The organism is Rhodococcus sp. JCM 9793 (genome assembly GCF_055380405.1).
In genome coordinates this window covers 1366554-1390268 of record NZ_AP043721.1, presented here as the reverse complement: position 1 = coordinate 1390268, position 23715 = coordinate 1366554, and the positions used below count along the sequence as shown (strand labels likewise).

Annotated in this window: 21 protein-coding genes; 4 read left to right on the top strand and 17 right to left on the bottom strand. The window is 64.3% G+C overall.

Translation table 11 applies throughout. The features are described 5' to 3' along the window. Positions 1–19 precede the first annotated feature (19 nt). From ACZ46K_RS08720 to ACZ46K_RS08665, 12 genes are all read right to left on the bottom strand, one after another. Entirely contained in the window at positions 20–1309 is a 1290-nt protein-coding gene (locus ACZ46K_RS08720; protein ID WP_464747677.1) for a type 2 periplasmic-binding domain-containing protein, read from the bottom strand. A gap of 133 nt (positions 1310–1442) precedes the next feature. Then, positions 1443–2228 carry an SDR family NAD(P)-dependent oxidoreductase gene (locus tag ACZ46K_RS08715; protein WP_054805427.1) on the bottom strand — a complete coding sequence of 262 codons (786 nt, stop codon included), beginning with the start codon at positions 2226–2228 and terminating at the stop codon, positions 1443–1445. 12 nt (positions 2229–2240) lie between these two features. Further along, positions 2241–3344 carry an acyl-CoA dehydrogenase family protein gene (locus tag ACZ46K_RS08710; protein ID WP_054805426.1) on the bottom strand — a complete coding sequence of 368 codons (1104 nt, stop codon included), beginning with the start codon at positions 3342–3344 and terminating at the stop codon, positions 2241–2243. 38 nt (positions 3345–3382) lie between these two features. After that, on the bottom strand, positions 3383–4642 hold the full coding sequence (locus ACZ46K_RS08705) for an acyl-CoA dehydrogenase family protein (protein WP_054805425.1): 1260 nt from the start codon (positions 4640–4642) through the stop codon (positions 3383–3385). Between the two features lie 2 nt (positions 4643–4644). Beyond that, the gene (locus ACZ46K_RS08700; RefSeq protein ID WP_464747675.1) at positions 4645–7011 is read right to left on the bottom strand and encodes a CaiB/BaiF CoA transferase family protein; all 2367 of its coding nucleotides are present in this window, start codon (positions 7009–7011) and stop codon (positions 4645–4647) included. A 61-nt stretch (positions 7012–7072) separates the two neighbouring features. Next, the gene (locus tag ACZ46K_RS08695; protein ID WP_378488382.1) at positions 7073–7213 is read right to left on the bottom strand and encodes a hypothetical protein; all 141 of its coding nucleotides are present in this window, start codon (positions 7211–7213) and stop codon (positions 7073–7075) included. A gap of 43 nt (positions 7214–7256) precedes the next feature. Further along, positions 7257–7406, bottom strand: a complete 150-nt coding sequence (locus ACZ46K_RS08690; RefSeq protein WP_464747673.1) for a hypothetical protein — start codon at positions 7404–7406, stop codon at positions 7257–7259. 125 nt (positions 7407–7531) lie between these two features. Further along, a complete protein-coding gene (locus ACZ46K_RS08685; RefSeq protein WP_054805424.1) occupies positions 7532–8494 on the bottom strand; it encodes an NADPH:quinone oxidoreductase family protein in 963 nt (320 codons plus the stop codon). Between the two features lie 90 nt (positions 8495–8584). Beyond that, a complete protein-coding gene (locus ACZ46K_RS08680; RefSeq protein ID WP_054805423.1) occupies positions 8585–9376 on the bottom strand; it encodes an SDR family NAD(P)-dependent oxidoreductase in 792 nt (263 codons plus the stop codon). 42 nt (positions 9377–9418) lie between these two features. Further along, the gene (locus ACZ46K_RS08675; RefSeq protein WP_054809522.1) at positions 9419–11785 is read right to left on the bottom strand and encodes a CaiB/BaiF CoA transferase family protein; all 2367 of its coding nucleotides are present in this window, start codon (positions 11783–11785) and stop codon (positions 9419–9421) included. Between the two features lie 310 nt (positions 11786–12095). Further along, complete coding sequence (locus ACZ46K_RS08670; RefSeq protein ID WP_464747669.1) at positions 12096–13604, bottom strand: TRAP transporter large permease; 1509 nt, start codon at positions 13602–13604, stop codon at positions 12096–12098. Then, complete coding sequence (locus ACZ46K_RS08665; RefSeq protein ID WP_054805419.1) at positions 13601–14206, bottom strand: TRAP transporter small permease subunit; 606 nt, start codon at positions 14204–14206, stop codon at positions 13601–13603. The genes ACZ46K_RS08670 and ACZ46K_RS08665 overlap by 4 nt, the downstream gene beginning before the upstream one ends. A 366-nt stretch (positions 14207–14572) precedes the next feature. On the opposite strand from ACZ46K_RS08665, the gene ACZ46K_RS08660 reads away from it, so the two are divergent. Together ACZ46K_RS08660 and ACZ46K_RS08655 are read left to right on the top strand one after the other, a co-directional pair. After that, positions 14573–15013: a Zn-ribbon domain-containing OB-fold protein gene (locus ACZ46K_RS08660; protein WP_054809523.1), complete on the top strand. Its 441-nt coding sequence runs from the start codon at positions 14573–14575 to the stop codon at positions 15011–15013. Positions 15014–15015: 2 nt separating this feature from the next. Continuing rightward, positions 15016–16203 carry a thiolase C-terminal domain-containing protein gene (locus tag ACZ46K_RS08655; RefSeq protein ID WP_054809524.1) on the top strand — a complete coding sequence of 396 codons (1188 nt, stop codon included), beginning with the start codon at positions 15016–15018 and terminating at the stop codon, positions 16201–16203. 57 nt (positions 16204–16260) lie between these two features. Here the strand turns inward: ACZ46K_RS08655 and ACZ46K_RS08650 are convergent, their stop codons facing one another. From ACZ46K_RS08650 to ACZ46K_RS08635, 4 genes are read right to left on the bottom strand one after another with little or no spacing between them, the layout of a single operon-like run. Continuing rightward, the gene (locus ACZ46K_RS08650) at positions 16261–17553 is read right to left on the bottom strand and encodes an acyl-CoA dehydrogenase family protein (protein ID WP_054805417.1); all 1293 of its coding nucleotides are present in this window, start codon (positions 17551–17553) and stop codon (positions 16261–16263) included. A gap of 38 nt (positions 17554–17591) precedes the next feature. After that, on the bottom strand, positions 17592–18356 hold the full coding sequence (locus ACZ46K_RS08645; RefSeq protein WP_054809525.1) for an SDR family NAD(P)-dependent oxidoreductase: 765 nt from the start codon (positions 18354–18356) through the stop codon (positions 17592–17594). After that, positions 18353–19447: an NADP-dependent oxidoreductase gene (locus ACZ46K_RS08640; protein WP_054809526.1), complete on the bottom strand. Its 1095-nt coding sequence runs from the start codon at positions 19445–19447 to the stop codon at positions 18353–18355. The genes ACZ46K_RS08645 and ACZ46K_RS08640 overlap by 4 nt, the downstream gene beginning before the upstream one ends. A 14-nt stretch (positions 19448–19461) precedes the next feature. Then, a complete protein-coding gene (locus ACZ46K_RS08635) occupies positions 19462–20952 on the bottom strand; it encodes a class I adenylate-forming enzyme family protein (RefSeq protein WP_054805416.1) in 1491 nt (496 codons plus the stop codon). Between the two features lie 251 nt (positions 20953–21203). Between ACZ46K_RS08635 and ACZ46K_RS08630 the strand changes: the two genes are divergently transcribed. Together ACZ46K_RS08630 and ACZ46K_RS08625 are read left to right on the top strand one after the other, a co-directional pair. Continuing rightward, positions 21204–22325 carry a phosphotransferase family protein gene (locus ACZ46K_RS08630; protein WP_464747665.1) on the top strand — a complete coding sequence of 374 codons (1122 nt, stop codon included), beginning with the start codon at positions 21204–21206 and terminating at the stop codon, positions 22323–22325. Between the two features lie 23 nt (positions 22326–22348). Then, a complete protein-coding gene (locus ACZ46K_RS08625) occupies positions 22349–23266 on the top strand; it encodes an enoyl-CoA hydratase (RefSeq protein ID WP_464747663.1) in 918 nt (305 codons plus the stop codon). Positions 23267–23278: 12 nt separating this feature from the next. On the opposite strand, the gene ACZ46K_RS08620 is transcribed toward ACZ46K_RS08625, so the two are convergent. Next, a complete protein-coding gene (locus ACZ46K_RS08620) occupies positions 23279–23692 on the bottom strand; it encodes a DNA-binding protein (protein ID WP_464747661.1) in 414 nt (137 codons plus the stop codon). Positions 23693–23715 lie beyond the last annotated feature (23 nt).

Sequence of the window (23715 nt, the reverse complement as noted above, 5' to 3'; positions counted from 1 at the left end):
GTCGGTGCCGCCGCGAGTATCAGGACGGACGGTAGGGAAGGAAGATCTCCTCGTAGACCCGCTCGACGTATGGCTCGATGTCGATCTTGTCCGGCGAGTACCAGGAGGCGAATCCGTTGTAGTCGGTCTCGTTGGTGTAGCCGAGCTCGTCGATGATGCCGCTCCACTTGTCGGCACTTTCACGCACCGTGGTGACGAATCCGGGGCCGTCGTTCAGACCACTGTTGCCTGCGATCGCATCGACGATCTTGTCGTTCGAGTCCTGCACTGCCGCGCGTGCGTCGTCGGCGAACGGTGTGATGGTTCCACCGTATTGCTGGATCTCCTTGACGGATTCGACGGTGACAGGCCAGATCTTGCCCTGAATGCTGCCGGTCATGAAGGCATCGAGGCGGTCCCACATGAGCTGTTGCGCGACGAGCGGAAGCGATTCCCACACATCGAGGTTCATCGCCATGTTGCCGTTCGGCACCGCGAGGCCGGCCTCCGGATCGATCACGGTCTGCGGTGCGACCTCGAGAATGCCACCGATCTGTGCCGCGGCGGGGCTGAGCATCGAGCAGTCGATCACGCCGCGCTGCAGCGCCTCGTACGCCTCCGTGTAGGCAACCGAAGTCGGGGTGGAGCCGAGTGCGGAGACCTGCTGGTTACCGGCGGTGCTGCCGACGGAGATACTGCGGCCCTGATAGTCGGGAAGCGCGGTGCGATTTTCGGAGCAGAACAACGCGTTCATGCCTGCGTTGTAGGCGGGAAGCATCAGCTTCATGCCCTTGTCCTCGAACTCGGCGACGATCTCGGGGGTGTTCAGCGCAACGTCCGCGGGCCAGGCATTCGACTGGAGGACTCCGGTGACTGCACTCTGGTCCGACAACACGCTGGCGTCGAGCAGAGCGGAGGTGGCCGGGAACTCCTGCGGCTCGTACACAGCGAGGACCTGTCCGATGTCGAGCCGGCCGTCGACGACGGCGTTGTCGATCTCGGTGGACTTCGCGATCGCGTCGGAATAGGCGATGTCGAAAGTGATCTTGCCGTCCGACCATTCTTCGACTGCGGATGTGTAGGCATCGATGAATGCGCCACCGGTCGAGCCCTGCGTGCTGGGCGACTGGGTGTACAGGACAATGGGATCCACGTCTGCGAATGCGGCCTTGTATTCCTCCATCGTCGCACCGAACGCGACGCCCTCGCCGCCCCCGTTTGCGCCACTGCCGCCGGATGAGGACTCGGCGCACCCGGCAAGCAGTAACGCGCTCGCCGCAACGAGAACGCCGACGCGCGGCATGATGTGCGCTCGGGAGAATGTGATCACTTCGGACTCCTCTGTCAGGATCGACCGCAAGATCCGGTGATATCGACACCTATTCGGATACTCCACTCGGAGTGATCACCCTCACGGCTTATGTTGCTAATCATGCGACTGAATTTGGCGTGTGTCAAGAGCCTCATCCGGCAGTGACGCCACCATCGACAAGGATCGCCTGACCTGTCACGTACGACGCATCGGATGACGCGAGAAATGCTACGACCGAAGCAATTTCCTCTGCCTCACCGTAGCGCCCGAGAGGGACGCTCAACGGCTTCGAAGGATTCTTCACCGTGCCCGTCGTCGGCACGATGGCCGCAGTATTTGCGCTGAGATTGGTGCGGACGGCCCCGGGGCAGACACTGTTCACCCGAATCCCTTGCGGCGCGTACTCGACGGCAAGCGTCTGGGTCAGCATCTTCACCCCGCCCTTCGACGCGCGATACGGCGCGAGACCGCCCTGCGTGGCGACGAACGACGACGTCGAACCACAGGTGACGACCGCTCCACCACCGCGACGGAGAAGCGACGGAAGAGCGCTGCGAATGGTGAAGAACGTGCCGGACAGGTTGATGTCGAGAACCCCGTACCAGTCCTCACGAGTCACGTCGTGACTGTCGAGGCGCGCACCGCTCACACCGGCCGCGGTGAACACCACGCTGATCTCACCGAGCTGCGACACCACATCGGCCACGATTGCGTCCAGTGCCTTGTCGTCGCGGACATCCGCCGCGAACGCGACAGCCGTGCCCCCCGCCTCGCGAATCTGCGAGGCAGTGGCTTCCGCGTTCTCGACGTTGACGTCGACGACCGCGAGCGCGGCACCTTCCTGCGCGAGCCGGATCGCCGAGGCTGCACCGATCCCGGATCCGCCACCCGTCACCAGTGCGATGTCGCCCTCGAGGCGACGCATCGTTGCGGTCATCTCCAACTCCCGTCAGATGCCGACCAGATCGGCCAGCATGTCGTTGTGGTGCACCTTGTTTCCGAACAACGGCTCGATCGCCTTCGCGCGGCGGAAGTACAGGTGCGGATCCGCTTCCCAGGTGAATCCGATGCCGCCGTGGACCTGAATGTTCTGGGAGGCACACAGAGTGAGGCACTCGGAGCCTTGCACTTTTGCCATCAGCGCGGCGAGCCGCAGATCCTTCGAATCATCCGCGGCGGTCATCGACGCGAACATCACTGCTGCTTCGGCAGATTCGATCGCGATCGCCATGTCGGCGCACTTGTGCTTGATCGCCTGGAATGATCCGATGGGCCGGTTGAACTGCACCCGCTGCTTCGCGTAGTCGACCGCCATGTCGAGGACCGCTTTCGAGGACCCGATGGCCTCGTTGGCGAGCAGGATCCGAACGAGATCGACCACCCGCACGATCGCCGTGTGATCGGATCCCAGCAGTTGCGCCGACACACCCGACAGGTCGACGGACGCCAGCGGGCGCGTGAGGTCGAGACTCTCGCGCGACTCGATCGTCACCTCGGGAGCAGTTGCCTCCACGACATACAGCGCGACCGAGTCACCGGACGGAGCCACTGCCGGCACCACCAACAGGTCGGCGATGTGGCCGAACACCACATAGTCGAGCCGGCCGGTGAGTACGTGCGTGTCGCCTTCGACCGACGCCCGAACGGTTGCACCGTCCACGTCGAGGTCGCGGTTGCCCGACAGCGCCAGCGTGCCGATTCTCTCGCCCGAGGCCAGACCGGGAACCAGATCCGCCTGCTGCGATGCCGAACCCAGAGCCCGGATCGCCTCCATGGCACCGATCGTGGTGATCACCGGCACCGGGGTCAGCGCGCGCCCGAGTTCCTGAACCACGACGCACGTCTCGAGGAAAGTGAAGCCGCTGCCACCCAGTTCCTCGGGAACATGGATGCCGGGGACCCCCATGTCGGAAGCGAGCAATTGCCAGGTCCGCGAATCGTATCCACGGGTCTCTGCTATCTCGCGTACCCTGGTGATCGGTGCGCGTTCCGACAGGAGCCTGCGCAATGACGCGCGGAATTCTTCTTGATCCTCGTTGAATTCGAAGTACACGATTGTTCCGTTCTGCCGTAGACCGGCGGAGATCTCGATCAGGCGGTCTTGCGTCGCCCGATGTCCTGGAACGGGCCGCCGTCGAGCCTCGGTTCCTTGGGGAGACCCAGCAGCTGTTCGCCGATGATGTTTCGCTGAATCTGCGAACTGCCGCCGTAGATCGTCGCCGCACGGGCGTAGAGCGCGATGTCGTCCCAGCAGCGCGAGGAGTTCTCGGTCCCGGGCTGCGGGGTGACCAGAATCCCGTTGTTGCCCTGCCCCTCCGGAGTCAGTGCCTCGAGTCCGAGGATCTCGAGCCCGATCTCGGTGTAGCGCTGGAAGAACTCGGCCCAGTAGATTTTGGAGAACGAGCCGTCGGTGCCGGGGCGACCACCCGCGAGCAGCTTCGTCAGCGCGCGGTAGCCACGGAAGCGCATCGTCTGCACGCGCTGCCAGCACCATGTGAGTTCCTGGCGGATGTGTGGGTCGGCCGTGAGGCCCCGCTCCCGGGCGAGTTCGATGAGCCGGTCGACTTCCCGCCCGAATCGCACCGCATCGGTGGTCGCGCGCACTCCGCGTTCGAAACCGAGGAGGGTGTTGGCCGTGTGCCAGCCGCCGTTGACCTCGCCGAGCACGTTCGCCGCCGCGGTGCGCGCATCGGTGAAGAAGACCTCGTTGAACGCAACATACCCTGCGGCGTTGAGGATCGGTCGCACCTCGATCCCGGGCTGGTCCATCGGAACCAGCAGGAACGACAGGCCCTTGTGCTTGGCGGCGGTCGGGTCGGTGCGGCAGATCGCGAAGATCCAGTTCGCGCTGCTACCCGCGGAGGTCCACGTCTTCTGACCGTTGATGACCCACTCGTCGCCGTCGAGCACGGCACGCGTGCGCATGCCGGCCAGGTCCGAACCGGCTTCGGGTTCCGAATATCCTTGGCACCAGCTGATTTCACCAGCAAGAGTCCTCGGGATGAAGTATTCCTTCTGCTCTTCGGTGCCGAGCACGGCCAGCGTGTTGCACAGGAGCTTGATGCCGAGCGTGTCGTTCTCGGTTCCCTCCGGAACTCCGAGGCGCATCAGTTCCTCGTTCAGCACGACCTGCTCGATATCGGACAGTCCACCGCCGCCGTATTCACGTGGAAGCGATACAGCGAGTAGGTCGTTGTCCGACAGTACTTTTCGCCACGATCCGAGAAACTCTTCCTGCTCCGGCCCGGGAAGAGCGCCGATCCCCTTCCAGTCGTCCGGCAGGTTCGACTCGAGGAGTTCGCGGAGCGACGCCCGATACTGCTCGGCTTCCGGCGGATAGGTGATGTCCATCGTCAGTCTTCCTTCGCTGCTGCCGTGGGCAATGCACACACGGACGCCATGAGTGAGGTCACCTCGTCGGGGGTGTAACCGAGCTCGGTGAGGATCTCCCGAGAGTGCTCACCCAGCACCGGCGCGCCGCCCTTGAACGCACCCGGGGTATCGGACAGGTGCATGACCATCCCGACCTCGCGGCACCAGCCGTACTCGGGATGGTGGTGCTCGACGACCCGATTCGAGTCGAGAGCCCATTCCTCCCAGAGCAACTCGGGCATGATCGGGTAGTCGATCGGGATCTCTGCAGGTACGTCGTTGTTGTCGAGGAGTTTGAAGGCGGTCTCGCTGTCCAGACCGGCGAACGTGACGGACAGGGACTCAGCGAGAGCGTCGGCGTTGACCGACCGGTCGGCGCTCGTCGCGAAACGCGTATCCGTCGCCAGCTCGGGAGTGCCGAGCGCGCCGGCGAGACGGGTGAATGCGGCATCACCGAACACAGCGATCGCGATCCAACCGTCGGCCGTGCGGTACAGGCGGTAGAGCGGCGACCACCCGGTCTGGTCGGCATCGAGTTCGTGTGCGGGGATCGCCTTTCCGTCGAGTGTCGCGGAATGCTCGCTGACGACGAACAGGCTCGAGTGCAGCTGCGGACTCTCGACCGATTGCGTCTCGCCGGTGTTGAGTCGGTGGTTGAGGGCGAGCAGCACCGTGACGGCACCGAGGAATCCGTTGTACAGGTCTTCGTTGCCGATGACACGGCGGATCGGCGGATTGCCCTTGCCGGAGCCCTCGAAGTTGAGGCCTACCATGCCGGATACCATCGGCGCGAACGACTTCAGGCTCGACTTCGGTCCTGCCGATCCGAAACCCGGAAGATACGCGTAGATGACGTCGGGGTTGATCGCCTTCAACGTCTCGTAGCCGAGCGCGATCTTCTCCGCCTTGCCGGGCCGGTAGTTGTGCATCACCACGTCGGCGCCGGCCACGAGCCGATGCGCGATCTCTTGCCCCTCGGGCGTCCGCAGGTCCAGTGCGATGTTGCGCTTGCCGCGGTTGGCGCCTTCGAACAGGTCGCCGAGGGGACGCATCTGGTCGCCGATGAGCGGCTCGATCTTGGTGACGTCGGCACCGAGATCTGACAGCAGACGGGCGCCGAATCCTGTTGCGAAGTAGGAGCTGAAGTCGAGGATCTTCACACCCTCCAGCGGCCGCGCCACCGGAGCAGGCTTGTCCGACAGGGGTGCCCAGACATCGGATCGAGCGATCTCGGCCGTGCGGGAGTTGTGCTCACCGACCTTCGGCGCGGGCGCCGGTGTCGCGGGCTTCGACTTCTCGAAGCGGATCACCGGGCCGATCTGCTGGATCGTGCCGTGTTCGTCGTCGGGCAGCTCGATCGGTACGCCCGCGAACCGGACCTGGTCGTCCTCGAAGATGTCCTCGGGATGATTGAGGGGCAGCGCAGCGATGTCGGCCGCGTGCAGCAGTTCGAGCCATTCGTCCCGATTGCGCTGTTTGAATGCCTCGGGCACCTGGTTTCGGGCGATATCGAGCTCGACTTCGTCGAGCGGCACGGCCATCTCGGGTCCGTCGATCGTCTGCGTCCGGTCGCCGAATCCGAGGATGTCCATGGTGCGCTTGTACGCACCCGGGCCACCGGTGTGCGGGACGAGCCACTTGCCGTCGGCGCACTGGAACGGGTCGGTGATGAGACGCTTGTTGCCGAAGCCCTTCTGGTTGCCGCTGCGGGCGAGGTACGAGATGTCCTTCTCGTTCCACCACCAGTTCATCGACGCGATGGACAGCATGCCGTCGAGCAGAGAGGTGTCGAGCTTCTGCCCGGTGCCGTTGATCTTCCTGGCGCGCAACGCCGTCAGGATGCCGATCGTGGTGATGAACGCGGTGCCGTACGACACGGTCGGGTGGCCCATGAAGATGGGGCCTTCGCGGTGCCCGGTCTGCTCGGCCATCTGTCCGAGGCGGGCGTTGAGCAGTGCCTCGTAGCCAGGACGCGCCGCGTGGGGCCCCACATTGCCGTATCCGGTCACCGATACGTAGACGAGCTCCGGGAACTCGGCATGCAGCTCGTCGTAGCCGAGCCCGAGTGCGTCTGCCTTGCCGACACCGAACGACTCGACGAACACGTCGGCGTTCTCGATGAGACCGCGGATCGCTGCGCGTCCCGCATCGGTGTTCGGATCCGCTTCGGTGCTCCACTTTCCGCGATCGGTCGACTTGCGAACGTTCGCGGTGGAGTCCGGACCTCCGCCGGGGCGCTCGACCTTGATGACACGGGCTCCGTAGTCGGCCAGCATCATCGTCGAGATGGCAGCAGGCATGCCCCAGCTCGCATCGATCACTACGAGTCCGTCGAGTGGACCAGCCATTGCGCGCTCCTTCTTCTCGTACGATGCCGCGTCTGACGCAGCCATGTTTCTTCGGTGTTCGCTAGTCGGACGAGGGCAGAGGCTTCGCCGTGACGAGCTCCATGGGCGTCCCGTGGCAGGTGAACTGCCCCTCACCCTTCTTGACGCAGATGACCTGGGTTTCGCAGGTGGCGCACGTGTAGCGCTTACCGACCTCGTTCATGTGAACTCCTGGGGTGTGGTGATGACAACCGAGACGGGGTCGGTTATCGACCGAACGTGACCTCGAGGGCTGCGCCGCAGCAGGTCAGCGACGAGCCGCCAGCCTTGGTGACGATTGCTTCCGAGCCGCAGTTGTTGCAGCGCAGACGGTTTCCGTTCGCAGCTTCAGTTCCCTCGGTGTTCCCTGCACTCATGTCCACTCCTTCGCCGTGTGATGGGTTCGGGGCGGCGAATGTGCGCCTGCATCCCCGGGTGAACGTTACCTAGTTCACTATAATGATGTTCATAGATTAGGGCAAGTGGTTCAGCGGGTCACTTTCTACTGCATCACCACCGCCTTCCCCAGGACCTTTCCGTCAGCCAGCGCCGTCAACGCCGCAGCGGTGTCCTCGAAGGCGAACCGCTCCCCCACTTCAGGTCGCAAACCCTGTCGCACGTGTTCGTGCAGCGCCGCGCTGAGCGTCACCAGATCGCCGGGGCGACCCCGGATCCACTCCCCGAACGCCGCGCCCACGACCGCGACGTTGCGCAGCAGCAACCTGTTGACCTTGACGGCCGGGATGCTTCCCGCAGCGAAGCCGAGCACGAGCAGGCGGCCGCCCGGTGCGAGCACACGGATCGCATCGTCGAACGCGTCACCACCCACCGGATCGACGATGATGTCCACGCCACCCCCACCGACCGAGTCTCGGACGCGCTGCGCCCAACCGTCACCGAGAGCGACGACATCGTCCGCTCCGATCGAGCGCAGATGATCCTCGGCACCGGGGCGGCGCACCACCGCAATCACTCGCGCCCCGCGAATCTTGGCAATCTGGATGGCCGCGGCACCGATACCGCCACCGGCGCCGAGCACCAGCACGGTCTCGCCCACCTGCTGTCGTGCACGGGTACCCAGCGCGAATTCCATCGTCTGGTAATTCATGACCATGGCGGCGCCCTGCTCGAACGACAACTCGTCCGGGAGCCGCATCACGCGCGTCGGATCGATCGCGACGCGCTCGGCGTACCCGCCGAGGGTGGTCACCGCCATCACCCGATCACCGGCCGCGAACGACGAGTCGTCCGGCGCCGACAGTACGACACCGGCCACCTCGGCACCCAGCACGAACGGCGGCTCCGGCTTGAACTGATACTTCCCCTGGGCGATCAGCAGATCCGGATACGAGACGCCCGTGGCCCTGACATCGATGAGCACCTTGCCCTCGGTATCCGGCTCCGGGATGTCACGTACTTCCATTCCCTCGGGTCCGATCGTTTCGGACACCACTACTGCCTTCATTTCTCTCCTGCCTGTCATTTCGCTCCCGCCCTGTTGCTGTAGACGCCGGTGGCCCCGACCCTGTTGTGGGTCGGGGCCACCGGCGAGTGGTCACGCAGCGCTACGACCGCCGTCGACCGCGAAGATTCCACCGGTCGTCCAGTTCGACTCGTCACTGGCGAGATAGACGGCCATGTTGGCGATATCGTCGGGCTTCCCCAGTCGCTTCAGCGGAAAACGCTGAGCGACCTCGTTGTTCTTGATGTCTTCGTTGCCGTCGTCGGGCGCGTCCCCACGCTCGGCCCGCGACTTGTACACGAACGGCCCGGGGATCGTGCCGGGGCAGATCGCGTTGACCCGAATATTGCTGGGCCCGTAGGTCACGGCCATCTGTTTGGTCATCGCCGTCACGCCGCCCTTGGCCGCGGTGTACGGGAAGATGCCGTCGATGCCGATCAGCGCCGCCATACTGGCCTGGTTGATGATCGAACCACTACCGCGCTCGATCATGTGTGGGAGAACCGCTTTGGCACAGAGCCACACGCTCTTGAGATTGACGTCGATCACGCGGCCCCAGTGTTCCTCGGTGATATCGACTGCCGCGCCGTTACCCGTGATACCGGCATTGGAGAACATGATGTCGATGTGCCCGAATTCGGCCATGGTCCGGGCCACCATGTCCTCGCACTGCTCCGTGGAGGTGACATCCACCGCCATCGCGAATGCCCGGCCCCCGGCCGCGATGATGTCGTCGACGACTTCCTGAGCCGACGCGCGATTCAGGTCGACGACGGCGACCCATGCGCCTTCCTCTGCGAAGCGGAGAGCCGATGCTTTGCCCAGCCCCGACGCACCTCCGGTGATGACTGCGGTCTTGCCTGCAAGACGTCCTGCTACGGACATGTATTCGCTACCTTTCTCGGGGGAAGGGATCGGGTATCCCGGCTACTTCGCTGCTGCGACCGCTGATTTCGTGCGGCAGATTCCGGCCATCATGGTGTCGATCGTGTCTTCGTCGTATCCGAGCTCGTCGAGGATCTCGCGGGTGTGCTCGCCCAGGCTCGCGCTCGGTCCGCGGAACTTCACGGGCGTATCCGACATGCGCACTGTCACGGCCACCTCGCGGCACCATCCGTATTCGGGATGATGGTGTTCGACGACGCGCCCCGACTCCGTCGCCCACTCCTCCCACAGAATTTCCGGCATCAGCGGGTGATCCGAGGGAATCTCGATCGGCACGCCGGCGCCGTCCAGCCTGGCGAACGCTTCGGCACTGGTCAGTGTGGCAAAACGCGCCTGGAGTTCATCGGTGAGTTCGCCGGCGTGCTCGTCGCGGGTGGCGCGGTCCACAAACCGCGCGTCGTCGAGGAGCTCAGGTACATCCAACGCCCGGAGAAGCGACTCGAACTTCTTGCCGCCCACCACCGCAATGATCACCCATCCGTCGTTGGTCCGGTAGAAGCGGTACAGCGGCGACAGGCCCATCTGGTCGGCGTCGAGCTGGTGGCCACGGACGGGCACTCCGCCGCCACTCACCGCGAACTCGCTTCGTACGAACAGGCTCGAATGCAACTGCGGGCTTTCAACGTACTGGCCCTCACCGGTCGCCTCGCGATGTACCAGGGCCAGGAGAACTGCCGTTGCTCCGAGGAATCCGTTGTAGAGGTCCTCGTTGCCGAGTACTCGCCTGATCGGCTCGTTTCCGTCGCCGGCACCGATGAACGGCAACCCGACGAGCGCCGACTGCAGGGGTGCAAAGCTCTTGAGAGTGGATTTGGGGCCCGTCGACCCGAACCCCGGCAGGTACGCGTAGATCAGGTTCGGGTTGATCTCCTTGAGCTGCTCGTACCCGAGACCGATCTTCTCTGCCTTCCCGGGACGGTAATTGACCATCACCACGTCGGCTTCTGCAACGAGGCGGCGCGCGACTTCTTGTCCTTCCGGTGTCCTCAGGTCGATGGAAATGTTGCGCTTGCCGCGCTGTGATGCCTCGTACAGGTCTCCGAGCGGACGCATCTGGTCGCCCACGAGAGGTTCGACCTTGATGACGTCGGCGCCCTGGTCACACAGAAGACGCGCGCCGAAGCCCGTTGCGAAGAAGGAGCTGAAGTCCACGATCTTGATACCGCTGAGCGACGAGCCGAGGTGCTCGCCTTCGGCTGTTGCCGCAGGCGCCCACTTGTCCTGTCTACGAACGGTCTGCAACTGATCCCGGTGTTCGTCGATCTTCGGCGCACGGCATGGCTTCGCGGGAGGCGTCTTCGCGAGCCGGATCACGGGACCGAGCGCTCGGATAGTCCCGTATTCGTCATCTTGCAGTTCGGCGATGAGGTCGGCGTGGACAACCTGCGGATCGTCGAGAGTCTGCTCCGGCCGGAGAACGGGTAGCGCAGCAATGTCATGGGCATGGAGCAGCTCGAGCCATTCGTCGCGGGGCCGGGTCGCGAATGCCTGCGGAACGCGAATCCGTGCGACCTCGAACTCCTCGTCGCTGAGTGGCACGTTCATCTCCGGACCGTCGATCGACGGTGTGATGTCACCGAATCCGAGGAGATCCATGAGCTTCTTGTACGAGCCGGGCCCTCCGGTGTGGGGCACGATCCACTCATCGTCGGCGCACCGGAACGGATCGGTGATCAGGCGCGTCTTGCCGAATCCCGCGTGCGGGCCGCTACGCGCCAGGTAGGAGATGTCCTTCTCGTTCCACCACCAGCTCATCGACGAGATCGTCAGCATGCCGTCCAGCAGCGACGTGTCCACGTGCTGCCCGCGGCCGGTGTGTCTACGCGCACGCAGAGCCGAGAGGATCCCGATCGCTGTCATGAATGCGGTGCCGTACGAGACGGTGGGGTGACCGAGGAAGATCGGCCCGTCGCGATGACCGCGTTGTTCGGCGGTCTGACCGAGGCGCGCGTTGAGAAGCGCTTCGTAGCCGGGACGTTCGGCGAGAGGCCCGACATTGCCGTAACCGGTGACCGACGTATAGATCAGCTCCGGATACTGCGCGCCTACAGTGGGATAACCGATCCCCAGCTCGTCGGCACGGCCCGCACCGAAGGATTCTACGAACACGTCGGCGTTCGCGAGCAGATCGATCAACGACGCCCGTCCCGCGGATGTCTCCAGATCGAGTGCGACACTCCACTTCCCTCGATCGAGGAGCTTGCGGAGGTTCGTGTCGCCGGAGCCCGACCCGGGGCGCTCGACCTTGATGACCGTGGCACCGTAGTCCGCCAGGATCATGGTGGCGATTGCCGTCGGCATACCCCAGCTCGCATCGACGACTACCAGACCTTCGAGTGGACCGCTCATATCGCTCTACCTTCCATCGGAGAATTCGGATTTCACGACCCGGACAACCCACGCGACTCTCGGAACCGGCGCTACCGTGCGATTCGACGAGGGACGCCCCAGGCGTCCGTCCGCGCCCGGGCAAGATCTCTCGGACCGCGGCTCGTCTGTGACGCTGATCCCGGTGACATCCGGATGTAACATGATTCACCGTAATGATATTCATAGAAGTTCGCAAGGCTTACTAACAACGTCGCTTCCCAACGCAACGCGCCCCTCACGTCACCGCAGGAAAGCGGACGCGAGGGGCGCGAAGTGGCTACGGCAGCGGTCAGCCGCCACTCGAATGATCGGGCAGGAACGTCGAGATCTCCGGGAAGAAGATCAGGATCAGGACGACGACGATCGCCATCGGCAGGAACCATGCAGCGGCGACGAACACATCCTTGAGCGGAATATCCTTGCCCAAGTTCACCTTCGGATCCTTGACGATCGAATGGACGATCATCGCCAGGATACCGACCGGCGGCGAGAGGATCGCGAGCTCGCCCATGAAGACGACGAACGCACCGAACCACAGCATCGAAATGTCGAGACTCTCGAGAGTCGGGATCAGGATCGGGACGGTGAGCACCATCATCGGCAGCGGATCCATGAAGGCGCCGAGGATCAGGTAGACCACCATCATCAGCAGGAGGAACTCGACCCGCCCGAGGTTCATATCGGTGATCAGGTCGGCGAATCCGTTGCTGATGCCGGTCAACGTCATCATGCGGGAGAGCGCTTCGACACCGACGAGCAGGAGGAAGACTGCACCGACCGTCGAGACGGTACCGATCGAACCGTCGAGGAGTGCGCGACTCGCGCCGCCGGTCTTGCGCTTCCAGATGAAGACGACGCCCACCGAGCAGAGCGCGGCGACCGCGCCGGCCTCGGTGGCAGTGAAGATTCCCGAGAACATCCCGCCGATGATCACCATCACCAGCACCGGAATCGGCCAGATCGACACGAGGCTCTTGAAACGCGTGCCCCATGAGACGTTCGACGCCTCGGCACGGCTTTCCTTCGTCCCCGCGACATCCTTGGCGAACACGGCGATCAGGATGATCGCGGTCGTGAACATGATCGAGACGAGGATGCCGGGGCCGATACCGGCGAGCAGCGCCTTACCGACGGGGACCTCGGCGATGCCCGCGTACAGAACGAGCAGGATGCTCGGCGGGATCAACTGACCGGGCAGGCCGGCGACCAGCACCGCGCCGACCGCGAGTCGTCGGTCGTATCCGGCCTTGAGCATCTCGGGAATACCGATGCGGCCGAGAGCGTAGGTCGTTCCGGTCGTGGACCCACTGACCGCTGCGAGACCGGAGCCGGCGATGTTCGTGCCGACAGCGAGTCCGCCGGGAAGCCAGCCCAACCACTGACGTGCAGCGGTATAGAGCGAATCGGTCATACCGGAGCGCCACAGCAACAGGCCCATGAGCACGAACATCGGCACGACGCTGAGAGTCCAGCTCGCCACCTCGTCGTAGGGAAGAGACGTGAGCGCACTTGTCACCGTCCGTTCGCCACGCATTGCGTAGAGGCCTGCGAACGACGGGACGATCATCGTCAACGCCACCGGAACCCGCAGGCACAGCAGCGTAATCATCATCACCAGCGACGCACAGCCGATCGCGACCGGAGTCAGCGGCATGAAGATCGCGGCAGTCGACCACAGTAGCAGCGCCATCAGCACACCGAACAACACCCATGATCGGGTCGAGAACTTCTTGCTGGGACCGACAACCGGTGGAGTGGGGCTCGAGTCCCGCGCTTCGGCAGTTGTAGTGGTAGTCATTTGCTCTCCGAATTCGGCGCGGTTGCAGAAGCGGCGGATACACCGGCTTCTTCATCGATCTCGTCGGTGATGCGGGCCACCTCGGCGTCAGTCGCGTCGACAGAGTCCTCCGCTCCACGAAGTGCACGTACACCCGCGAAGGCGAACTGCACGCACAGGACACCGAAGGCGATGGGAACGAGGAAGTACACGGGCCACGCCACGACGGTCGAAACGCCCGCAGTCTTTCCGATGTCGCGGGAGTGGAGGGCTTCTTCGAGGCCGAACCATGCAAATCCGAAGAACACCACGACACCGAGCATGTATCCGAAGAACAGCACTGCTCGTCTGATCCGCGTGGGGAAGTAGTGCGCCACGAGGTCCGCGACGATGTGCTCTCCCCTGGCCTGTGCTGCCATGAAGCCGAGCAGGGCGATGACCGGAACATAGATGTACTGGGTGATCTCGAGTGTGTTCGGGATGGGCGACGACGCGAACGCTCGCATGAGCGCGTTCGCCGTCACGTGGAGCATCATCACGAACAGCACGATGACTGCCGGTACCTCGATGAGCAGTAGTAACCGACTGCTCGGCTTGCTGGAAGCGCTCGGGGATGCGCTCATGTCAACTCCGCTGATGTGAGGGGGCGGGCGTGCGGGGACGCCCGAAGGTCATGTCGTGAGCATCTGGACAAGCGCGGCGAGCGCTTCGCCGACTCCACCGCGATCGATGTCTTCGATCCGGTTCTCGGAATCGACACTGCGATGCACCATGGTTTCGCCTGCCTGTCGTGATCTAAGTCACTGGTTGGTCATATCATTCGCCTAGATTAGGTCAGAGTCAAGCTTTCATGCGAATGATTTGCCTGAACTCCGATTTGTGGCACCCCCCCGGGGCACGGAGGCTTGACGGGCCGAGACTGGCATCACACAATCACAATAGATGATCACCATTATCTGCAATAGATGTCAATGCCGAACCGAGGACCCATGACACCGACAACGGCGCCACCCAAGCCCTTACCACTGGCAGACGAGACCACGACCCCCTACTGGGACGCCGCGCGCGAGCGGCGCCTGACGCTGCAATACTGCGACTCTTGCGTCCGCTACCTGCATCTTCCGGTGGACGCCTGCCCCACGTGCGGTGCCGCGGAGCTGACATGGAAGGACATGTCCGGTCGCGCGACGCTCTACTCGTACACGGTCATGCACGACGCGCCCGCACCGGGATTCGCCGATCATCTGCCGTACATCGTCGTGGTCGCCGAACTCGAAGAGCAAGAAAATTTGCTGATCACCACGAATCTTGTGGACGCCGACCCGGCCGACCTACGAATCGGACTCCCCCTGGAAGTCACCTTCGACGAGCTGGCACCCGGCGACGTCGTGCCCCAATTCCGACCCGCATCCCGACACAGGAGCGCCTGACCATGTGGGAATACCGCGACAAGGTCGCAATCGCCGGCATCGGCTACACCGAACTCATCCGCCGCAATCCACGCACTCTGCTGTCGCTGACGGTCGAGGCCACCGATGCCGCGCTCGCCGATGCCGGCCTGACCCGCGCAGACGTCGACGGCCTCGCGACCACCCCCACCATGCCGGTCTACGGGGGCGAGAAGGGCAACCGCGACGGCATCGACGTCGTCACCCCCGGCAATCTCGCCGGAGCGTTGCGGATACGGGACAACATCACGTGGCTCGGCAACACCATGCCGATGGTCACCCACGCCGCCATCGACGCGATCAATGCCCTCGTAGCCGGGGCCTGCACACACGTCGTCCTCTACCGCGCTCTGCACATGCCGCAGGGCAGGTACTCGAACTTCACCTCTGCGCGGGCAGGCGGCAAGGACCAGTTCTTCGCCCCCTACGGCTTCTCGATGCCCGCAGGGTGGGCCGCAACCGTTGCCCGCCGCTACCTCGACCTCGCAGGTGCGACGCGAGAATCGTTCGCGCGCTTCATCGTCGACAACCGCGACCGCGCACACCTGAACCCGAACGCGTTCTTCCGCGGCAAGACTCTGACGACGGACGAGTACCTGTCGTCACGCATGATCGCCGATCCCATCACCATGCTGGACTGCGACCTGCCCGTCGACGGAGCAGTCGCCATCGTGCTCACCAGAGCCGACCGCGCCCGCGATCTGCCCAACCCTCCAGCGTTGATCTCCGGCTATGCGGCGAGCAACCACATCGGGGCGACCGGTGTGCCGATGACGCTCGAAGATATTCTCGCCGGCTCCGAAACGACCGGAGACAGGCTCTGGAGCGCTTCCGGCATCGGCCGCGACGAGATCGACATCGCCCAGTTGTACGACGGATTCTCGATCTTCACGTACACGTGGCTCGAAGGCCTCGGCTTCTGTGGTCGTGGTGAAGCAGCCTCGTTCATCGACGACGGCAATGCCCGGCCGACCGGGACGCTACCGCTCAACACGGGCGGCGGGTGCCTCGCCGAGGGCAGGCTGCACGGTATGACCCAATTGACCGAAGCCGCCTATCAGGTGACGAATCGCGCCGGGGAGCGCCAGATCCCGGATGCGAAGCGGTCCGTCGTCACGGTCTCCAACGGTCTGGCAGGGTCGACGGCCTTCGTCATCTCCGCCGACCACTGACAGCGCACACGAGCAGGGCCGGAACCCGCTGCGGCTCCGGCCCTCTCGTGCTCTGATTCAGTTCTCGAGACCCGCCAACTGTGCCGCGAACTTGCGACGCGCGAGCTCCTCGAGCTCGGGCAGGTGGTAGCTCGGGAACAGACCGTCGTGCGGCTCGGCGTCACGCAGCAGCTGCCGAGCGAGACCCACCTTGTGGATCTCGGTGGCGCCATCGGCCAAGCCCATGTGGTAGCTCTCGAACAGCCACTTGCCCAGCGGCAGTTCCTTCGACACGCCCAACGACCCGTGCAGCTGTACCGCACGAGAGGTCACGTCGAGCAACACCTTCGGCATCGCAGCCTTGACTGCAGCGATGTCCTTGATGACCTTCCGGTAGTCCTTGTAGTGGTCGATCCGCCAAGCGGTGCGCAGCACCAGTAGCCGGAACTGCTCGATCTGCAACCACGAATCGGCGATCATCTCCTGGACCATCTGCTGGTCGCCGAGACGCTTGCCACGCGTCGTACGCGACACCGCGCGTTCGAGCATCATGTCGAGCGATGCCTGCACCAGGCCGACCGTGCGCATCGCGTGGTGGATACGACCGCCCCCGAGCCGGGTCTGCGCGACCTCGAATCCCTGGCCGACACCACCGAGAATGTGGTCCTTCGGGATCCGCACACCGGTCCACCGCGTGTAGGCGTGGGTACCGACCTCGTAGTCGTGGCCCCACACGCCCGTGTTCCGGACGATCTCGAGTCCGGGAGTGTCGGCCGGCACGATGAACTGCGACAGACGCTTGTGCGGCTCGGCCTCGGGATCGGTGACCGCCATGATGATGTAGAACGATGCGAAGCGGGCGTTACTGCCGAACCACTTCTCGCCGTTGATGACCCATTCGTCACCGTCGAGGACAGCCGTGGTCTCGAACTCGACGGGGTTCGACCCGCCCTGAGGTTCCGTCATCGCGTAGCACGAGACGATCTCGTTGTTGATCAGCGGCTTCAGGTACCGCTCTTTGAGTTCGGGCGTGCCGTAGTGGGCAAGGATCTCGGTGTTGCCCGAGTCCGGTGCCTGCGCACCGAACACGATGGGTCCAGAGTGGGTGCGCCCGACGATCTCGTTGAGCAGAGCAAGCTTGAGCTGCCCGAATCCCTGGCCGCCGAGTTCCGGTCCGAGGTGCGTCGCCCACAGGCCCTTCTCCCGCACCTTGTCCTGCAGCGGCGGAATCAGCTTCTGACGCAGCGGGTCCTTCAGGTCCCACGCGTGGGTGATGACCTTGTCGATGGGCTCGACCTCGTTCTTCACGAAGTCCTCGGCCCAGTCGAGGACCTTCTGGTACTCGGGATCTGTCTCGAAACCCCAGCTCATGCGCGTTCCTTTCTCGAAAAGTATTCGGCGCGTGCGCGTCAGCGCATCGCGGTGCGGCCGCCGTCGACCGGGATGATCGCGCCGCTGGTGTAAGTGGAGCCGGGTCCCGCGAGGTAGAGCGCGGCGCCGATGATCTCGTCGGGGTTGCCGGCGCGCTGAAGTGGAAGTGTCTTGAACTTCTCCGCCACGACGTCCATGTCCCACGACTTGCTGATATCGGTCAGGAACGGGCCGGCCATGATCGCATTGACCCGCACCGCGGGTCCGTATTCCTGCGCGAAGCCCTTGGTGATGATGTTCAGTCCGGACTTGGCCGCCGCGTACGGCAGGTCGCTCGGTGTGGGCCGCTCCGCGGCGATGGAACTGATGTTGATCACCGAACCGCCGCCGGCCTCGACCATGCGCGGGGCGATCAGCGTCGTCAGCCGGAATGCTCCCTTGAGATTGACGTCGAAGACCTTGTCGAACAACGCTTCCGTGATGCTGCCGAGAGAATCGTAGAGTGGCGACATGCCGGCGTTGTTGACGAGGATGTCGACGCGGCCGAATTTCGCGTACACCTGCTCGACGAGGGCTTCCTGTGCGTCCCAGTCGCCGACATGGCATGCGACCGGAAGTGCCTTGCGTCCGGTGGTCTCGGTGACCTCGGCTGCGAGCTTCTCGCAGCTGTCGATCTTGCGGCTGACGATGACGGTGTCGGCGCCCGCCTTCGCGAAGGCCAGCACCATCTCACGACCGAGGCCGCGGCTTCCACCGGTGACGAGTGCGACCTTGCCTTCCAAGGGCAGTACCTGCTCGGTCATCGTGTTGCCTCCTTGTCGGGCGAGATCATCCCGCCGGATTCGCTTGTCGTGCTGTCCTGCTCGATCCGATTGCGAGTCAGTGGCACGACGGCCTTGCCGGTCGCAGTGCCGTCGAGCATGCCCAGAAACGCGTCCCATGCACCCTCGACACCGCCGGTGAACTCCGTGTGGACGGGGCGGACCGCGCCGATGCGGAGCCACTCGGCCATCCGATCCTCGAATTCTTCGCGCGCATCGAGGTGATCGCGGAGGAGGAAACCCTCCATCCGGGCCCGGCGCCAGACCAGTTTGATGAGGTTGTTCGGCCCTGGCTGCGGGGTTGCGGAGTTGTAGATGCTGATCATCCCGCACAGGGCGATCCGCGCGTGGTCGTTGATCACGCGGATCGCGGCTTCGAGGTGCTCACCCCCGACGTTGTCGAAGTAGACGTCGAGTCCGGTCGCTCCCACGTCCGTCATCGCCGCGCGGAGCAGATCCTTGACGGAACCGTCGTGGTAGTCGAAGGCGGCGTCGGCTCCGAGCTCACGGACCAGGGCGACCTTCTCCGGGCTACCTGCACTACCGATCACGGTGGCGCCCCGCAATTTTGCGATCTGTACCACGGTGGAACCGACAGCACCGGCGGCTGACGACACGAACACCACGTCACCCGACTCGATGCGGGCGATTCGCTCGCACCCCACCCATGCCGTCATACCGGGAATCCCCATGGGCCCGAGGTGATCGGCGGGCGCGAGGTCGTCGTGCGTGAGTACGGTGCACTCGTCCACCGGCACGAGAGCGTGTTCACGCCACCCGTACTCGTGCTTCACGAGCGAACCGACAGGAACCGAGTGGTCGGCCGAGGCGGTGACACGGCCGATCGTGGGCGCCTGCATCGGCTCGTCGAGCGGGTACGGTTCGGCGTAGGTGGCCTCACCGCCGATCCTGCCGCGCATGTACGGTTCGACCGACATCACGAGGTTCTCGACTCGGACGAAACCCGGTTCGGGATGGCCCAGGACGACATCGACGAGCTCGACGGCGGATGCGCTCGGTCGGCCTGTGGGACGGGACCGGAGCACCCACTGGAGACCGGCTACAGGAGACATGCAGGTCCTCGATCTCAGGCCGACTCGGCGGTGACCTGTGCGACCAGATCACGGCGCACGAGCTTGCCGGTGGCGGTCTTGGGCAGTTCGTCGACGAAGACGACGTCGTCGGGGGTGCGGGACCCGCGCAGTCGCTCGCGGCACCACGCGCGCACCTGCTCCGGTTCGGCATGGGTCTCACCGGCAGGCACGATGACGGCGCAGATGCGTTCGCCCCATTCGTCGTCGGGAACACCGATCACGGCGACCTCACGAACATCGTCGTGGCGGACGAGGACATCCTCGATCTCGGCGGGTGCGATGTTCTCGCCACCGCGGATGATCGTGTCGTCCGCGCGGCCACCGATGAACAGGAACTCGTCCTCGATCCGAGCGCGGTCGCGGGTGGGGAACCAGCCGTCGGCGTCGAGTACCGAGCCCTTGCCCATGTATTCACCGCTGACCTGCGCGCCGCGGACCCACAAGAGGCCGGTGTCGCCGTCGGCCAGGACGGTGATGTCGTCCTCCGCGCGGATCTGCGCCTCCATGCCGGGCACGACCCGTCCGACAGAGGACAGACGATGTCGCAGCGCAGGATCGGAGAGGGCCTCGCGATGATCGTCGGGGCCGAGCACTGCAATCGTCGAACTGGTTTCGGTGAGTCCGTAGGCGTTGACGAAACCGGTGTCGGGGAATGCGACGAGGGCTCGTTCGAGAACGGGTTGCGCCATCCGAGCTCCACCGTATGCGAGCGACGCGAGCTTCGGAGCGCCCGCAGATTCTCCACCGAGATGCTCGACGACGCGGGCGAGCATCGTGGGCACCACCATCGCGCTTGTGACCTCTTCCTCACGGACGAGATCGAGCCATCGCTGCGGCGTGAAGTCGGGCAGGTACACCATGCGCCGACCCGCATAGATGTTGCTCAGGACCGCGCCCATTCCCGCGATATGGTAGGGCGGTGTGCTGATCAGTGTCGCTTGTTCCTCACCGGCAGAACCGAATTCGACGGTGTTGAACAGGTAGGACGTCAGGTGGTGATGCCGGAGCAACACGCCTTTGGGGGCTGATGTGGTGCCGGAGGTGAACAGCACGACCGCGGCACTGTCGTCGTCGGCCGGTAGGTGATCGGACGGTCCTGCCGCGCGTGCGGCGTCGAAGAATTCGTCGATGGTCAGCAGATGCTCGGCGGCACCTTCGAGCTTGTCCTTGTAGGCGGGGTCGGCGACGATCAACGGCGTGTCGAGCTGAGCGACGAGGTCGCGCAGCTGCTCGGTCGCGAGCCGGTAGTTCAGGGGCGCGATCGGGATTCCTGCTTTTGCCGACGCGAACGTGAGGACCGGAAGGATGGGCCCGTTGACGCCCACGAACACGAGATGCTCAGCTCCTCGTTCCTTCAGGACACTTGCACCTCCCGACGCCACTTCGTCGAGTTGGGCGTAGGTCAGCCCCGACTCGCGCCGGCCGATGGCCACGCGATCCGGGACGACCGAGGTCGCCATGTCGAGAACCATTTCGATACCCATTGCACCACCTGAATTGAACGAACCGGAGTGTGTCCGAGCTCTCGCCGATCCTCTGCCGCAGCAACCGGACTTCGCACTCGGACTCTAACAATCATGCGCCTGAATGTGAAGCTAATCATGACAATGGTTTGCACGAATGTGTAGAGTGCGGTGAGTGGCCCCGGTCACCCACGAGTACATCCGCTCCGCGGCCTGACCGGTAGTACATCGAGCACCGCCCGGAACACGATCGAAGACACGAGGTGAACCCGATGAGCGATCGGGACATTGCGAACGGCAGCGCCGTGGACGTCGGCACAGTGGACGACAGCGCCGTGGACGTCAGCACAGTGGACGACAACGCCGTGAACGTCGGCATGCTGACGTCCTGGCTCGACAGCAAAGGTGTCGGCACCGGGCCGATCAGCGATGCTGTCACCCTGACCGGCGGAACTCAGAACATCCTGGTCCGCTTCGTCCGGAACGGCCGCGAATACGTGTTCCGCAGGCCACCGCTGCACAAACGCAGCAACAGCGACGAAACCATGCGCCGGGAAGCACGGATCCTCACCGCGCTCGGAGGCACCGACGTTCCTCATCCGCGGCTCGTTGCCGCATGCGACGACCCGGATGTCATGGGCTTCACCTTCTTCGTCATGGACGCGATCAGTGGGTTCACCGCCACGACGGAGGTGCCGGAGCCGCACGCATCGTCCGCGGAACTGCAGCACGCGATGGGGCTGGCAATGGTCGATGCCGCGGCAGCCCTCGGCCGTGTCGATCCCACAGCGCTCGGACAGGAACAGTTCGATCGTGCCGACGGCTGGATCGGGCGGCAGGTCGGTCGCTGGCGCAAGCAGCTGAATTCGTACCACGAACTCGACGGCTGGCCCGGCCCTGATCTCGACGGCGTCGACGAACTCGGCCGATGGCTCGACGATCATCGACCCACCCAGTGGAGCAGAGGCGTCATCCACGGCGACTTCCACTTCGGCAACGTCATGTTCCGGCACGACGGACCCGAAGTCGCCGCGGTCGTCGACTGGGAACTCGCAACCATCGGCGATCCCCTCCTCGACCTCGGACATCTGCTCGCGACCTGGCCGGACCCGAACGAGTCCCGGACCAAGGGCTTGGCCCGCCGACTCGACGGCCTACCGTCCAGAACCGAGCTCATCGCGCGGTACGGCGAGAAGAGCGGACGCGACATGACCGGATTCGACTGGTACCAGGTGCTGGCCTGCTACCGCCTGGCCATCATCCTCGAGGGCACCCACGCCCGCGCATGCGCAGGCAAGGTCGACGCCGAACTCGGGAAGCGCTTCCACAGCGTGTCCCAGTCTCTGCTCGACCAAGCTCGCGCACTCGTTTCCACATCACCGCAGGCCGTCTGAGCCTGTCCCAGGAAGGACTCCCCGTGACCACCGATCCCCGGGCAACCACCGAATACAAGTACCTGCAGTACGAGACCCACGACGAGGGCACCATCGCCCGCATCGTTCTCGACCGCGTCAAGTACCGCAATGCCCAGAACCGTGGGCTCCTCGTCGAACTCACCGACGCGTTCCTGCGCGCCGAGGCCGACGACGACGTGCGCGTGGTGATCCTCGCCGGAAACGGCCCGGTCTTCTCCTCCGGGCATGATCTCGGCAGTCCGGATTACCAGGCCGAACGCAATCCCGGCCCCGACCAGCACTGGTCGTACGCCTGCACGGGTGGCACGAAGGACGCCGTCGAGTCGCGCTTCCACCAGGAGTGGCACTACTTCTACGAAAACACCCGCCGCTGGCGCAATCTCCGCAAGATCACCATCGCCGAGGTGCACGGGAACGTGTTCTCCGCGGCGCTGATGCTCACGTGGGCATGCGATCTCATCGTCGCCGCGGAGGGAACACAGTTCGCCGATGTCGTCGCAACGCGACTGGGCATGTGCGGCGTCGAATACTTCGGCCATCCGTGGGAATTCGGCCCGCGCAAGGCCAAGGAACTGCTTCTCACCGGAGACAGCCTCGACGCCGAGGACGCACGCGCCCTCGGCATGGTGAGCAAGGTGTTCCCGGCGGACGATCTGACGGAACGGACCCTGGAGTTCGCCCGTCGCGTTGCTCAGGTACCCACGATGGCGGCACTGCTCGTGAAGGAGTCGGTGAACCAGAGTCAGGATGCGATGGGCTTCTCCAACGCACTCGACGCCTGCTTCACCATTCATCAGCTCAACCACGCACAGTGGACCCACCTGTCGGGCGGGAAGGCAGTGGTGGGGACCCCGGAATTCGGGATGCCCGACTGGAAGACCGCACCGCCCATCAAGCGGGCGGATCCGCACACTCCCTGATATGACGGAATCTCAGACTCCGGTTCGCTTCACCAGGCGCTCGTACCGCTGGCGTGCCGCCTGAGTACTTCCCAGACCCAAACCGAAAGCAATTTCCTGCCAGGTCATTCCGCGTTCACGAGCGATCTCGAGGACCAGCGCCTCCAGCTGATCCATCTCGGCTCTCGCCTTCGGAATGAGCCCTAGCGCAGCAGTGACGTCGGCGGCGTCCACCTCGGGTTCATCCGGACCCGGAGGGTGGACGCCGCCGGCGATTGCGGCGACGATGCGGATCGCACCCAGCGGATCGAGCATCTCCGGGTGCGACTGACGGGCACGCTGTTCCGCAGTGGAACCGTGTCGTTCGGCAATCCGGAACAGGCCGGCGTACTCGCGTTGAGCACGTTCGCGGCTGGGGTTCGGTGGGGTGAATTCCTCGTTTGTCATACATACAGCGTGAGCCGTGAACG